Source organism: Celeribacter sp. SCSIO 80788 (assembly GCF_051054295.1).
GTDB lineage: Bacteria > Pseudomonadota > Alphaproteobacteria > Rhodobacterales > Rhodobacteraceae > Celeribacter.
This window is the reverse complement of the sequence record NZ_CP150482.1, coordinates 240,663-253,848: the sequence shown is the minus strand read 5'-3', so window position 1 is coordinate 253,848 and position 13,186 is coordinate 240,663. Positions and strand designations below refer to the sequence as shown.

The window sequence follows — 13,186 nt, the reverse complement described above, 5'->3', positions numbered from 1 at the left end:
TGTCCGCAGAGGCCGCTAAATTGTCGGTCATGTCCAATGCACCCCGCCTCATCGACCCGTTCGCCCGTGCGATCACCTATCTTCGGGTGTCGGTGACGGACCGCTGCGATTTCCGCTGTGTCTATTGCATGGCGGAGCACATGACCTTCCTGCCGAAAAAGGAATTGCTGACGCTCGAAGAGTTGGACCGCATGTGCTCCACCTTCATCGGGCTCGGCGTCGAGAAACTTCGGATCACCGGCGGCGAACCCCTCGTGCGGCGCGGGATCATGACATTCTTCAACGCCATGTCGCGACATCTCGAAAGCGGTGCGTTGAAAGAGTTGACGCTGACGACGAACGGCTCGCAGCTCGACCGGTTTGCCGCCGATCTTTATGCAGCAGGCGTGCGACGTGTGAACGTCTCCCTCGACACGCTCGATGCCGACAAATTCGCCCGCGTGACCCGTTGGGGCCGCCTCGATCAGGTGCTGCGCGGCATCGAGGCCGCCCGCGAAGCCGGGCTCAAGATCAAGATCAACACCGTCGCGCTCAGGGGCTTCAACGAGAACGAGCTGTTCGAGTTGACCGAATGGTGCGCGCGCGAGGGCATGGACCTGACCTTCATCGAGGTCATGCCGATGGGCGATCTGGGCAATGAGGACCGGGTGGGGCAATATTGGCCGCTGACCGATCTGCGCGACGACCTCGCCACGCGCTACACGCTCACCGATCTGGCCGAACGTACCGGCGGCCCGGCACGTTACGTGCGACTTGAGGAGACCGGGCAAAAGATCGGCTTCATCACCCCTCTGACACATAATTTCTGCGAAAGCTGCAACCGCGTGCGGATGACCTGCACCGGCGATCTGTTCATGTGCCTCGGGCAGGAAGACAATGCCTCGCTGCGGGACATCATGCGCGCCCATCCCGAAGACGACGCGCCACTGATCCGCGCCATCGAAGAGGCGATTTCCCATAAACCCAAGGGCCATGATTTCGACTATTCCCGGCAAAAGCCCGACGGTCAGGTGTCACGGCATATGTCGCATACCGGCGGCTGAGGCGCGCCCTCTCAGACCGGATTTAAGGGGCTCTGCCCCCTCGCCTGCGGCTCACCCCCCGGGATATTTTCAGACAAAAGAAACGAAAAGCGCCCCCGACCGGGAGCGCCTGTTTCCTTTGCTGATCCAAATACTCAGATCACGCCGCAGGCAGACGGCTCTCGACCATTTCAGCGTACCAGGAACAGCCCGCAGGCAGCGCCTCGTCGTTGAACATGTATTTCGGATGGTGCACCGGCGCGCCCGGTCCGTTGCCGACGATGATATAGGCGCCGGGGCGTTCCTCCAGCATATAGGCGAAATCTTCGCCGCCCATCACCAGCGGATATTCCTCACAACCGCCCGCGACCTTGGTGGCCGCCTCGATGGCATATTCGGTTTCCCGATCGTGGTTCACCATGACCGGATAACCGAGGTGATAATCGACCACCACATCCGCCCCGTAAGTGGCACCCACGCCAGCACAAATCTCTTTCAGGCGATCCTCCGCCTGCTTGCGCACTTCACCGTCCAATGTCCGCACCGTGCCTTTCAAGAGGACCTGCGCGGGCAGCACGTTATGCGCCTTGGACGAAGATTCCACCGTACAGACCGAGACCACCACCTGTTTCGTCGGGTCCACATTGCGCGATGCGATGGTTTGAAGCGCAATCACCAGATGCGCCGCCGTCACCGTGCTGTCGACCGTCTCATGCGGTTTCGCAGCGTGCCCGCCCTTGCCCTTCACATAGATCTCGAACTCGTCGGCGGCGGCAAAGAACGGACCCGGACGGATCGCAAACGTCCCCGCCGGAAGGTTCGGCCAGTTGTGCATGCCGTAAACCTCGTCGATGCCGAACCGCTCCATCAGCCCCTCTTCGCACATCACCCGGCCACCGCCGCCGCCCTCTTCGGCGGGCTGGAAAATCACCACGGCCGTGCCGTCGAAATTCCGGGTTTCGCAGAGGTATTTGGCCGCGCCCAAAAGCATCGCCGTGTGTCCGTCGTGGCCGCAGGCATGCATCACGCCCGGATTGGTCGAGGCATATTCGGAGCCGGTTTCCTCCAAAATCGGCAGCGCATCCATATCGGCGCGCAGCCCGATGGTGCGCCCCCGCGAGTCCGTCTTACCCTTGATCACACCGACGACGCCAGTTTGCGCCATGCCTTCGACCACCTCGTCACAACCGAATTCCCGGAGCAGATCCGCCACCTTCTTCGAGGTGCGCGGCAGGTCGAATTGCAATTCGGGGTGGGCGTGAATGTCTCGTCGCCATGCGGTAATTTCGGGCAGCAATTCGGCGAGGCGGTTCTTGATCGGCATGTTGGTCTCCGGCGGAGTAGGATGAGGGTGGTCGTCAGAAGAGCCAGATCTCTGGCTCTCGTCACCCGACGCCTTGGGCGCAAGCGAGGCAAGGTGCGTTTTGGCACACCCCCCTGATCGCGCCCATATCGTGGGGCTTCGCGCAAGCGTGATCGCGCTTTGCACAGAGGTCAAGCAGATGTGCCTTACAATTTATCCATTGGTAAAAAAACTTGCACATTCCGGCACCTTGCCCCTTGCGCCCTCGAAAAGAGGTGATACCGTTTTGATCATACCGACCCTGGATCAACCGGGGCGGAGAAATAATAATAAATAAAACCAACAGCTTGGGGGTCACCGCATGGCCGATGGGGCCACACCCGTACTCAATGTCCGGGACCTGAAGACCGTTTTCAAAACGCGGTCCGGGTCCGTTCATGCCGTCAATTCCGTCTCCTTCTCGCTCAAGCCCGGTGAATTATTGGGCGTTGTCGGCGAATCCGGTTCCGGTAAATCGGTGACCATGATGTCGCTGATCGGCCTGATCCCCTCGCCCCCGGCAGTGGTCTCGGGGAGCGGCATCGATTTCGGCGGCATCGACCTTTTGCAAGCCTCCGAGACCGAGCTGCGCGCCATTCGCGGCGCCCGCATCGGCTTTGTGTTCCAAGACCCGATGACCTCGCTGAACCCTGTGTTCACGGTCGGCTACCAGATCATGGAGCCGCTGCGCAAACATATGAACATGTCCAAGGCGCAGGCGCGGGTGCGGGCCAAGGAGCTTTTGGAACTGGTCGGCATACCGGACGCCGAACGGCGCCTCACGGACTATCCGCACCAATTTTCCGGCGGCATGCGGCAACGTGTAATGATCGCCATCGCGCTGGCCTGTGACCCCGAGGTTCTGATTGCCGACGAGCCGACCACCGCGCTCGATGTGACCATTCAGGCGCAAATCCTTGAGCTGATGCACGAGCTGCGCGCCAAGCTTGGCATGGCGGTGATCTGGATCACCCACGATCTGGGCGTGATCGCCGGGATCGCCGACCGGGTTCTGGTGATGTACGGCGGGCAAATCGTCGAACATGCGCCCGTGCGCGAGTTGTTCAAACACCCGCGTCATCCCTACACCCGCGCGCTTCTGAAAACCGTGCCCTCCGTGCGTGGCGAACGCGCCGAACGGCTTGAGGTCATCGAAGGCCAGCCGCCGATCCTGCGCGCGGAACCGTCGAGCTGCTCTTTCGCCGCGCGCTGCCCCTTCGCCTTCGCGCGCTGCCTTGCGGAAAACCCGGCCCGGTTCGAGGTCGGCCCCGGCCATGACGCCGCCTGTTTCTACGATTTCGACACCGGAGGCCCCCGCCATGACTGACATCACGTCGGACAAGGTTCTGGTCGCGGTGCGCGATCTGAAAATGCATTTCCCGATCCATGCCGGCGTGTTGAAAAAGCGCGTGGGCGAGGTGAAGGCCGTCGATGGCATCAGCTTCGACATTTACGAGGGCGAGACGCTTGGGCTTGTGGGCGAAAGCGGCTGTGGCAAATCCACCGCCGGGCGCGCGATCCTGCGGCTTTACGACATCACCGAAGGGTCGATTACGATCGACGGCCATGAGATCGGCACGACGCCCCAGCCCGACCTGCGCAAAATGCGCCCGACCATGCAGATGGTGTTTCAGGACCCGCAAGCGTCCCTGAACCCGCGCATGTCCGTCTCTGCGATCATCGGTGAGCCGCTCGATGAACATGCGCATCTGTCCAAGGCCGAGAAGCGCGAAAAAGTGCTGTCGCTGATGGATGCCGTGGGGCTGAACCGCGATTTCGCCAACCGTTACCCGCATGAGTTTTCCGGCGGCCAACGCCAGAGGATCGGCATCGCCCGCGCCTTGGCGCTCAATCCGAAATTCATCGTCTGCGACGAACCGATTGCGGCGCTCGATGTGTCGATTCAGGCGCAGGTGGTGAACCTTCTGGAGGATTTGCAGGAAGAATTCGGGCTGACCTACCTGTTCATTTCTCACGACCTGTCGATGGTCCGCCATATCGCGGATCGGGTTGCCGTCATGTATCTCGGGCGGATCGTTGAACTGGCCAGCCGCGAAGAGCTGTTTGCCGATCCGAAACATCCCTATACGCAGGCGCTTTTGTCCGCCGTGCCCGAGCCCGATCCCTGGCTTGAGGAGAAGGTGGAGCGCATTCTTTTGCAAGGCGATGTGCCCTCGCCGTCGAACCCGCCCAAGGGCTGTAATTTCTGCACCCGCTGCCCGCAGGTCATGGACATCTGTCGCGAGATCGACCCGCTGGGTCAGGAGATCGCCCCCGGTCGTCAGGTCGCCTGTCACAAGTATACGAATACCAATGAGAGCGCCGCCTAAGGTGCCGGTTTCGAGGACAAGAGCATCCAACAAGGAGAGGTAAAATGAAGATCAAGACTGCCCTGAAGGGCACCGTTCTGGGGACCGTCGCCGGGCTCGCCATGGCCCCGGCCGCGTTTGCGGAACGTGGCGCCGACGGCCATGTGAACATCATCTATTGGCAAGCGCCCTCGACGATGAACCCCTATCTGTCGGGCGGCACCAAGGAGCTCGAAGTCGGCTCCCTCGTGCTCGAACCGCTCGCCCGCTACGACGAAACCGGCGCGATGGTGCCGTTTCTGGTCGAAACCGTTCCGACCGTGGAAAACGGCGGCGTTTCGGAAGATCTGAAAAACATTACGTGGAAGCTGAAACCCGGCCTGCTGTGGTCCGACGGCACGCCCCTGACCTCCGAAGATCTCAAATTCACTTGGGAATATTGCACCTCCGAAGGCGGCGGCTGCGCCCAGACCGAGAAATACAATGACGTGACCGACGTGGAAATCGTCGACGACCTGACCGTCATCGTGCATTTCGGCGTGGCCAAACCCTTCCCTTACGGCCCCTTCGTGGGCGCGCAGGCCCCGATCATTCAGAAGGCCCAGTTCGCCAACTGCACCGGCGAAGCCATGGCCTCCTGCACCGAACAGAACTTTGCGCCGATCGGCACCGGCCCCTTCGTTGTGGATGAGTTCAAGACCAATGACGTGGTCTCCATGTCCGCCAACCCGAACTACCGCGATCCGGCGAAACCGGCCTTCGCGACCGCAACCGTCAAGGGCGGCGGCGATGCGGCGGCGGCGGGTCGCTCCGTTCTGGAAACCGGCGAATTCGATTACGCTTGGAACCTTCAGCTCGCCCCCGATGTGCTCGCGGATATGGAATCCAAAGGCAAGGGCAAGCTCGAAGTGTCCTTCGGCACGCTCGTCGAGCGCATCATGGTGAACTACACCGACCCCGATCCGGCGCTTGGCGACGAACGCGCCACCGCCGCGCATCCGAACCCGATCCTGTCGGACAAATCCGTGCGCCAGGCGCTGTCCATGGCGATCGACCGCGATCTTCTGGTGGAAATCGGCTACGGGGCGGCGGGCAAAGTGACCTGTAACGTGCTGCCCGCTCCGGAGATCTATTCCTCCACCGCCAATGACGCCTGCATGGTGCAGGACATCGAAGGCGCGAAAGCGCTGCTCGACGCCGATGGCTGGGTGATGGGCTCCGACGGCATTCGTGAGAAAGATGGCAAGAAACTGTCCCTGCTGTTCCAATCCTCCACCAACGCCGTGCGTCAGGATTTCCAGGCGATCATCAAACAGTGGTGGAACGAGATCGGCGTTGAGGTTGAACTGCGCAACATCGACAGCTCCGTGTTTTTCGGTGGCGATGCCGGGTCTCCGGACACGTTCCAGAAGTTCTTCGCGGATGTGGAAATGTACGCCAACAACTTCGACGGCACAGACCCGGAAGCCTATATGGCCAACTGGGCCTGCATTCAGGCCCCGCGCCCGGAAACGCAATGGCAGGGCAACAACATGCCGCGCTATTGCACCGAGGAGTATGACGCGCTTGTCGCCGAAATGGCCAAAACCGGTGAGCTTGAAAAACGTGCCGAGCTTGCGAAAGCGATGAACGACATGCTGATGCAGGACTATGCGATCATCCCGCTGGTCTATCGCGGTCGCGTCTCTGCCGCGTCCAACACGCTGGGCGGAGTGATCATGAACTCGTGGGATTCCGAACTTTGGAATGCCGCCGATTGGTATCGCATCAAGTAATCGACCTTCGGGCGCCCCGTCTTCGCGACGGGGCGTCCTCCCTCACACGACAAAAGACCTGAACCGAGGCGCCGCCCTATGCTCCATTACACGATCCGTCGACTTCTTCTCGCCATACCGACGCTTCTGTTCATCTCTTTGGTGATCTTCCTTCTGCTGGATCTCGCCCCCGGCGATCCGATGGCCTCTATCCCGTTGACCGTGCCGCCCGAGGTCAAAGAGAAGATGCGCGAGGCTCTGGGCCTTGGCGAACCGGTGCATATCCGCTTCCTGAACTGGCTCTATCAGTTTTTTGTTGTCGAGCCGCAGGTGGCCTTCGACCATATTTTCGGAACCGGCTTTGCCGAGGGAAAACAACGGATCATTTCCTTCCAGTCCCGCTCCCCGGTGATGACCGTCGTGGCCGAACGCATGCCGCAAACGCTCTGGGTCGTCGGCCTCTCCTATGTCTTCGCAACGCTGATCGCCGTGCCGATCGGGATTGTCTCCGCCTATCGGCAATATTCGTGGTTCGACCAGCTCGGCACCTTTGTGTCGATGATCGGCTTCTCCATTCCGACGTTTTTCTCCGGTGTGCTGCTGATCGTGATTTTCTCCGTCACGCTGGGCTGGTTTCCCTCGATCTACGACACCACGCACAAGGTCACCGACTGGTCGTCTTTCCTCTTCCAGATCAAACAGATGGCCATGCCGGTCTTCGTTTTGACGCTCTATAATGCCGCGCAGGTCAGCCGCTTCATGCGCGCCTCCATGCTCGACAATCTCAATCAGGATTACGTCCGCACCGCCCGCGCCAAGGGCATGTCGGAGCGTGTCGTCGTGCTCATGCATGTGCTGCGCAACTCGATGATCCCGGTCGTCACCGTGATCGCGCTCGGCGTGCCGTCGATCTTCGGTGGCGCGATCATCACCGAGCAGGTGTTTCAGGTGAACGGCCTCGGACAGATGCTGATCACCGCGATCTACGCTTCCGACGCGCCGATGGTCCAGACGCTGACCTTCATTTTCGCCGTGCTCATCGTTCTCTTCAACCTCATCGCGGACATCCTTTACGGCATTCTCGATCCGCGCATTCGCTACGATTAAGGGAGGTTGATCATGTCTGACGCAACCGTGACCACCACCGTCAAGCCCAAAGCCCCCCGCAATCAATGGTGGGACGTCTGGGACCAGTTCAAGACCCACAAGGGTGCCATGGCGGGGCTGGTCTTCTTCGTCTTCATCATTCTCGCGGTCTATCTCGGCCCCTTCCTCTGGACCATCGACCCGACCTATATCGACTTCCGCGCCCGCAATCAGGGCCCCTCGCTGGCGCATCCTTTCGGCGCCGACCAATTGGGCCGCGACATTCTCGCCCGGATGCTGGCGGGCGGGCAGGTTTCGATCTCCGTCGGCCTCACCGCCATGTTCCTGTCGCTGGTGCTCGGCACTTTCGTGGGCGTTCTGGCGGGCTATTGGAAAAAGCTCGACGGGCTGCTGATGCGTCTCACCGATCTGTTTCTGGCCCTGCCGCTCCTGCCGCTTTTGATGGTGATCATCATGCTGTTCCGCGATCCTTTGCGGAAATTCTTTGGCCTTGAGGCCGGGATTTTCATCCTGATCGTGTTCGTCATCGGCATCACCAGCTGGATGCAGACCGCCCGGATCGTGCGCGGCGATGTCCTGGCGCTGAAGGAGCGCGAATATGTTCTGGCCGCCCGCTCGATCGGCACGCCAAGCCGCCGCGTGGTGCTGCGCCATATCCTGCCCAATATCATGTCCCCGATCATGGTCTCGGCCACTCTGGGCATTGCCAATGCGATCATCACCGAGAGCGCGCTCTCGTTTCTCGGCCTCGGCTTCCCGCCGGATTACCCGACATGGGGGCGCCTGCTGTTCGATGCGAAAGACATGATACAGCAATATCCCGAACGCGTCATCTGGCCGGGTCTGGCGATCTCGCTCACCGTTCTCGCCGTGAATTACATCGGCGACGGGCTGCGCGACGCCTTGGACCCGCGCATTCGTGGCCGGTAATCAACGCCGATACGCCATACCGCAAAATAAAAACAACAAACGCGCCGCTCCCCCGGCGCGTTTTCCTTTGTTTGCCCATCCTGCATCTCTTCCCCGACAGAGTTCCAAGCACGCCCGCCCTAGAAGAATATTATCCCATCAGATGGCCTATTTACCCACCTTCCAAAGATTGCATTCTGTCTCGACTACATTCTATTCGGAACGAAATTCCCCTTTTCGGAAAGAAGCGACATGTATGAGACCCTCGGACTGGACCTCTCGCCGCGTCTGGCCTCGGTGATCCTTGGCCTTGTGATCGGTGTGCTCTTCGGCGCGCTGGCCGAGGTCTCACGCTTCTGTTTCCGCCGCGCCGTCGCCGGTCCGCGCTCTGAGCGAGGCGCCGCCGCTGGCGTCTGGCTCGCCGCCCTCGCGACCGCCGTGCTCGGCACCCAAATCGCCGTGGCCGAGGGGCTGATCTCCTTTGCCGATCACCGGTTCCTCACCCCCGATCTGCCCTGGCTTGCCATCCTCACCGGCGGTCTGATGTTCGGCGCGGGCATGGTCCTGACCCGCGGTTGTGTCTCCCGCCTCACCGTACTGTCCGGCTCCGGCAACCTCCGCGCCGCCCTCGTCCTCGTGGTCTTCGCCGTAGTGGCGCATGCGACGCTCAAAGGCGTGCTGGCCCCTGTCCGCACCGCGCTCGGCAGCGTCACGCTGCCCCTTGGCAACGCCGCCCTCCCCGGCCCCGCGCTTCTCTGGACCGCCCTGATTGCGGGCACCGCCGCTCTTGTCGCATGGAAATACGCCGCCTCCGGGCGCGATCTAATCCTCGGCGCGCTGATCGGCCTTCTGGTCCCCGCCGCATGGGTCGGCACCGGCTTCGTCCTGTTCGATGAATTCGACCCGATCGCGATGGAAAGCCTGTCCTTCACCTCCCCCGCGGCCGAGACCCTGTTCTGGTCCGTCGCCGCCTCCTCCATCCCTGCGGGGTTTGGCACCGGCCTCATCGGCGGTGTCATTCTGGGGGCTCTCGCCTCGTCGCTGTTGTCTGACCGCTTCCGCTGGCAGAGTTTCGAGAGCCCCCGTCAAACCGGGCGTTACATCGCAGGTGCCGCACTCATGGGCGTGGGCGGTGTGCTCGCGGGCGGTTGCACCGTCGGAGCCGGTCTTGCCGGTGTACCGAGCCTGTCGCTGGCCGCAACGCTGGCCCTCGTGTCCATCGCTCTGGGCGGCACGCTCGCCGCCCGGGTCATCCGAGATGATGTTTCTTTATCCGCCGCAGGCCAAGCCAAACCGCAAGGACAACCAGCGGAGTGAGCAGCGCCAGCGCCAGCCCCTTGGACAGCCCCAGCGGTTCGAGCACCGGATAGATCAGATAGCCCGCAAGGCTCACCGCATAATAGCTGATCGCCACCACCGACAGCCCCTCCACCGTCTCTTGCAGGCGGAGCTGAAGATCGGCACGCTTGTCCATGCTTGCCAGCAATTTCTGGTTCTGCGCCTGACGGCTCACATCCACCTTGGTTCTGAGCAGGTTCGCCGCCCGCGCCGTCCGTTCGGCAAGGTTCTCAAGCTGCGTCTTCGCCGCCGCCACCGTGCGCATCGCCGGATCGTACCGCCGCATCATGAATTCGCTGAACAGCTGACGCCCCAGAAACCGGCTTTCGCGCAGCACTTCGATCCGCTGTGTCACGATGGCCTCATAGGCCCCGGTCGCCCCGAAGCGGAAATTGGTCCGCGTCACGATGCCCTCGATCCGGGTCGACAGCCCGAGAATATCCTCAAGCATCTCCTCAGCGGGCACATCGCCCTTGGAGGTCAGCGTCGCCATCAGCTCCGCAAGTTCCTTTTCGATGTCCGCCAGTTCCCGCACCACTTTGCGCGCCTGCACCAGACCCAGCATCGACATCGCCTTATAGGTCTCGATCTCGCAAAGCCGCTGCAACACCCGTCCGATCCGGCGTTGTCCGCAATCCTCGACCGGGAAAATGGCAAAGCGCATATGCCCCGCCTCGTCGATGCGGAAATCCCCCGCAACCACCATCGCCCCGTCAAGGACGCGGGCCACGGCAAGGCTTTCGCGTTCAAACCAGGTATTGATCCGCTCAACGATCTGCGCATCCTCCTGCACCGTTTCGACCCGGATCAACGCCGAGGTGATCCGCTGCCCCGGCGCGGCATCGAACCAGTCTTCGGGGAAAAGATCGAAGGTGTTCTTGTCAAAGGCCCGCTCCGCCACCCCTTCGGCGAAAATCGTGTAGGTCACGAATTCCGTGTGGCTTTCCCATTTCAGCCGGTATTTGCCCAAAGGCCCGATGTAATGCGTCGCCCCCGGCGCCGGATGCGCCGCCCCATAACGATCCAACAGGGCCAGCAAATGCGCCCGGTCGAGATCCCGGTCCCGCCGCGCCGCATCGCCCGCAGCCCGGATCGCCAGATAGGCGGCGCGCGCATTGCTCGTCACTTCGGGGAAAGGACGGGCGTGCAGTTCATTGGCCAGCTCGTAGCGGCGCGGGTGATCTTGCAAAGGGGCCATGGCAGTCTCTGAGAAATATTATGTCTCTCGCCTATAGCCTGCCCGCCCCACCCGAGGCAAATTAAATATTCATTCCTTATCAGTGACTTATATGAATGCGATGGTATACCGCAGCCGTTCTCAGCCAAGTTCCTCGGCCACGACATTCATCCAGAAGGCCACACCGATGGGAATGAGATCGTCGTTGAAATCGAATTTCGGCGTATGGACAAAAGCCGCCCCCGGCCCGTCGCCATTGCCGATCGACACGTAAGCGCCGGGAATCTTTTCCAGATAATAGGCGAAATCCTCGCTGGCCCCGATCGCGGAGGCTTTGGTGTCGGTCAGTGCCGCCCCGGCCCCCGCCGTATGGGCACGCCCGGCCACCGCCACCTCGTCCGCGCTGTTCACAAGCGGCGGATAGCCCCGGTCGATCTCCACCTTCGCCGTCACATCATTGGCCATGGCGCATCCTTCGGCCAACCGCGTGAGTTCCGTCATCAGCGCCTCACGCACCTCGGGCCGGTAGCTCCGCGCCGTACCAGCCACAAGCACCTTCGCCGGGATGATATTCGGACTTTGCCGTTCTCCCCCCGCGACATGACCGATGGAAATCACCGCCCAATCCGTCAGATCCACCTTGCGCGAGACGATATTGCCGACAGCGGCCATGAACTGCCCGGCTGCGACCGTCGGATCGGTGCCCTTCTGCGGCGAGGCACCATGGCCGCCCGTGCCTTCGAACGTCACCTCCCAGTCATCGCAGGCCGACGTGTAGGGCCCGACCCGCGTCGTCAATTGCCCCAGCGGCTCCATCGGCCCGTTGTGCACGCCGTAGATCGCATCGGTCGGGAAAAGCTCGAACAAGCCGTCCTTGATCATCTCATTGGCCCCACCGCCGCCTTCTTCCGCGGGTTGGAACACGAAGCGCACAGTGCCCGCGAAATCCGGGTCGGCGGCGAGTTTTTCCGCAGCGGCCAAAAGCATGGTCGTGTGCCCGTCATGGCCACAGGCATGCATCTTGCCCGGCACTTGCGAACTGTAAGGCACGCCCGTGTCCTCGGTGATATGAAGCGCATCCATATCGGCCCGAAGCGCAATCGCCTTTTGCCCCGGACGCTTGCCCTTGAGCGTCCCCACGACGCCGGTCTTGCCAAGCCCCCGATGCACCTCAAGCCCAAGATTTTCAAGAAACTCCGCCACAATCGCGCTGGTCCGCACCTCTTCGAATGACGTCTCCGGATGGGCGTGAATATCGCGCCGGATCGCGGTCATCTTGTCGATGAACGCGCTGTCTGAGGCGATCTCTTCGGGGGTCGTATGTTTCATGCTGGGGCTCCTTTGACCCGAACATGGCAACTTGCGGCGCGGATGAAAAGCCCCGCCGCAAGCCCTTTTAGTCTCAGGCGGCAAACACTTCTTTCGCCGCGTTCAGCCCGTTGATCGCGGCGGGCATCCCGGCATAAAGCGCCATTTGCCAGATCACCTCCGCGATCTCCGTCTCGCTCGCTCCCGCCGCCATGGCATGTTCGATGTTGATCTTGAGCTGCGGCGCGGTGCCGCCGCCCAAGGCCGTCAGGGCGGCCACCGTACACAACTGCCGGGTCTTCAAATCCACCCCGTCGCGGGCATATTGCCGCCCGTAAGCCCATTCGATCAGCGTTTCCGCCATGTCGGGCACGATCCCGTCGTAGCGCTCCGACAGGATGGTCTCCAGATCGGGGTTCAGTGTCTTGATGACCTCGCGGCCCTTTTGCAATGCGTCAGACATCGGTGTTTTCCTCTGCTTCAAGCTGTTCGTAAATCGCGACCTTGCGATCCATGAGGGCAAGCGTGTCCTGCATCAGCGCCAGCTTTGCGCGGATCACCTCACGATGCGCCGCCAACATCTCGCGCCGCGCCGTATAGGTCGCCGCGCCCTGCCGTCTGAGTTCGGCGTAACGCACCCGCTCCGCCTGCGGCATGCCGGTGGCGTTCAATTGGCCGAGAAAGGCGATCCATCCGATCACCTCCTCCGGGTAATCGCGCCGCCCCGCCCCGTCGCGCGGCGGCGGATCGATCAGACCGATCTTCTCATAGAACCTGAGCGTGTCGATGCTCAGCCCGGTGGTCTTGGCAACCTCTGAAATCTTCATCTTGCCCTCATGCATTCAAGGTCAAAACAGAGCCTAGGGGCTGGAGCATACTCCAGCTCAAGCGCTTTTCCCGATCCATTCCCGCAAGCGCGC

The 13,186-nt window shown here is 61.6% G+C and carries 12 protein-coding genes; 7 read left to right on the top strand and 5 right to left on the bottom strand.

Annotated features, from left to right (window positions below; genetic code table 11):
- Positions 1 to 29: 29 nt before the first annotated feature.
- Positions 30 to 1,043, top strand: coding sequence for a GTP 3',8-cyclase MoaA (gene moaA, locus V1471_RS01405; RefSeq protein ID WP_434286489.1), 1,014 nt, complete (start codon positions 30 to 32; stop codon positions 1,041 to 1,043).
- A 139-nt stretch (positions 1,044 to 1,182) separates the two neighbouring features.
- Here the strand turns inward: moaA and V1471_RS01400 are convergent, their stop codons facing one another.
- Entirely contained in the window at positions 1,183 to 2,346 is a 1,164-nt protein-coding gene (locus tag V1471_RS01400; protein ID WP_434286487.1) for a M20 aminoacylase family protein, read from the bottom strand.
- A gap of 340 nt (positions 2,347 to 2,686) precedes the next feature.
- On the opposite strand from V1471_RS01400, the gene V1471_RS01395 reads away from it, so the two are divergent.
- The 6 genes from V1471_RS01395 to V1471_RS01370 all read left to right on the top strand — a co-directional run bounded on the left by V1471_RS01395 (position 2,687) and on the right by V1471_RS01370 (position 9,760).
- Positions 2,687 to 3,691 carry an ABC transporter ATP-binding protein gene (locus V1471_RS01395; RefSeq protein WP_434286486.1) on the top strand — a complete coding sequence of 335 codons (1,005 nt, stop codon included), beginning with the start codon at positions 2,687 to 2,689 and terminating at the stop codon, positions 3,689 to 3,691.
- Positions 3,684 to 4,694, top strand: a complete 1,011-nt coding sequence (locus tag V1471_RS01390; RefSeq protein WP_434286484.1) for an ABC transporter ATP-binding protein — start codon at positions 3,684 to 3,686, stop codon at positions 4,692 to 4,694. The genes V1471_RS01395 and V1471_RS01390 overlap by 8 nt, the downstream gene beginning before the upstream one ends.
- Positions 4,695 to 4,738: 44 nt before the next feature.
- Positions 4,739 to 6,448: a peptide ABC transporter substrate-binding protein gene (locus V1471_RS01385; protein WP_434286482.1), complete on the top strand. Its 1,710-nt coding sequence runs from the start codon at positions 4,739 to 4,741 to the stop codon at positions 6,446 to 6,448.
- A gap of 78 nt (positions 6,449 to 6,526) precedes the next feature.
- The gene (locus V1471_RS01380) at positions 6,527 to 7,534 is read left to right on the top strand and encodes an ABC transporter permease (RefSeq protein WP_434286480.1); all 1,008 of its coding nucleotides are present in this window, start codon (positions 6,527 to 6,529) and stop codon (positions 7,532 to 7,534) included.
- A gap of 12 nt (positions 7,535 to 7,546) precedes the next feature.
- Entirely contained in the window at positions 7,547 to 8,464 is a 918-nt protein-coding gene (locus V1471_RS01375; protein ID WP_434286478.1) for an ABC transporter permease, read from the top strand.
- 231 nt (positions 8,465 to 8,695) lie between these two features.
- Positions 8,696 to 9,760: a YeeE/YedE family protein gene (locus V1471_RS01370; RefSeq protein WP_434286476.1), complete on the top strand. Its 1,065-nt coding sequence runs from the start codon at positions 8,696 to 8,698 to the stop codon at positions 9,758 to 9,760.
- Here the strand turns inward: V1471_RS01370 and V1471_RS01365 are convergent.
- The 4 genes from V1471_RS01365 to V1471_RS01350 all read right to left on the bottom strand — a co-directional run bounded on the left by V1471_RS01365 (position 9,693) and on the right by V1471_RS01350 (position 13,093).
- Positions 9,693 to 10,979, bottom strand: a complete 1,287-nt coding sequence (locus tag V1471_RS01365; protein ID WP_434286474.1) for a DUF3422 family protein — start codon at positions 10,977 to 10,979, stop codon at positions 9,693 to 9,695. The genes V1471_RS01370 and V1471_RS01365 overlap by 68 nt on opposite strands.
- Positions 10,980 to 11,099: 120 nt before the next feature.
- Positions 11,100 to 12,287 (bottom strand): amidohydrolase, encoded by a 1,188-nt coding sequence (locus tag V1471_RS01360; protein WP_434286473.1) that lies wholly within the window; start codon positions 12,285 to 12,287, stop codon positions 11,100 to 11,102.
- A gap of 73 nt (positions 12,288 to 12,360) precedes the next feature.
- On the bottom strand, positions 12,361 to 12,729 hold the full coding sequence (locus V1471_RS01355; RefSeq protein ID WP_434286472.1) for a carboxymuconolactone decarboxylase family protein: 369 nt from the start codon (positions 12,727 to 12,729) through the stop codon (positions 12,361 to 12,363).
- A complete protein-coding gene (locus V1471_RS01350; protein WP_434286471.1) occupies positions 12,722 to 13,093 on the bottom strand; it encodes a MerR family transcriptional regulator in 372 nt (123 codons plus the stop codon). The genes V1471_RS01355 and V1471_RS01350 overlap by 8 nt, the downstream gene beginning before the upstream one ends.
- Between the last annotated feature and the right edge of the window lie 93 nt (positions 13,094 to 13,186).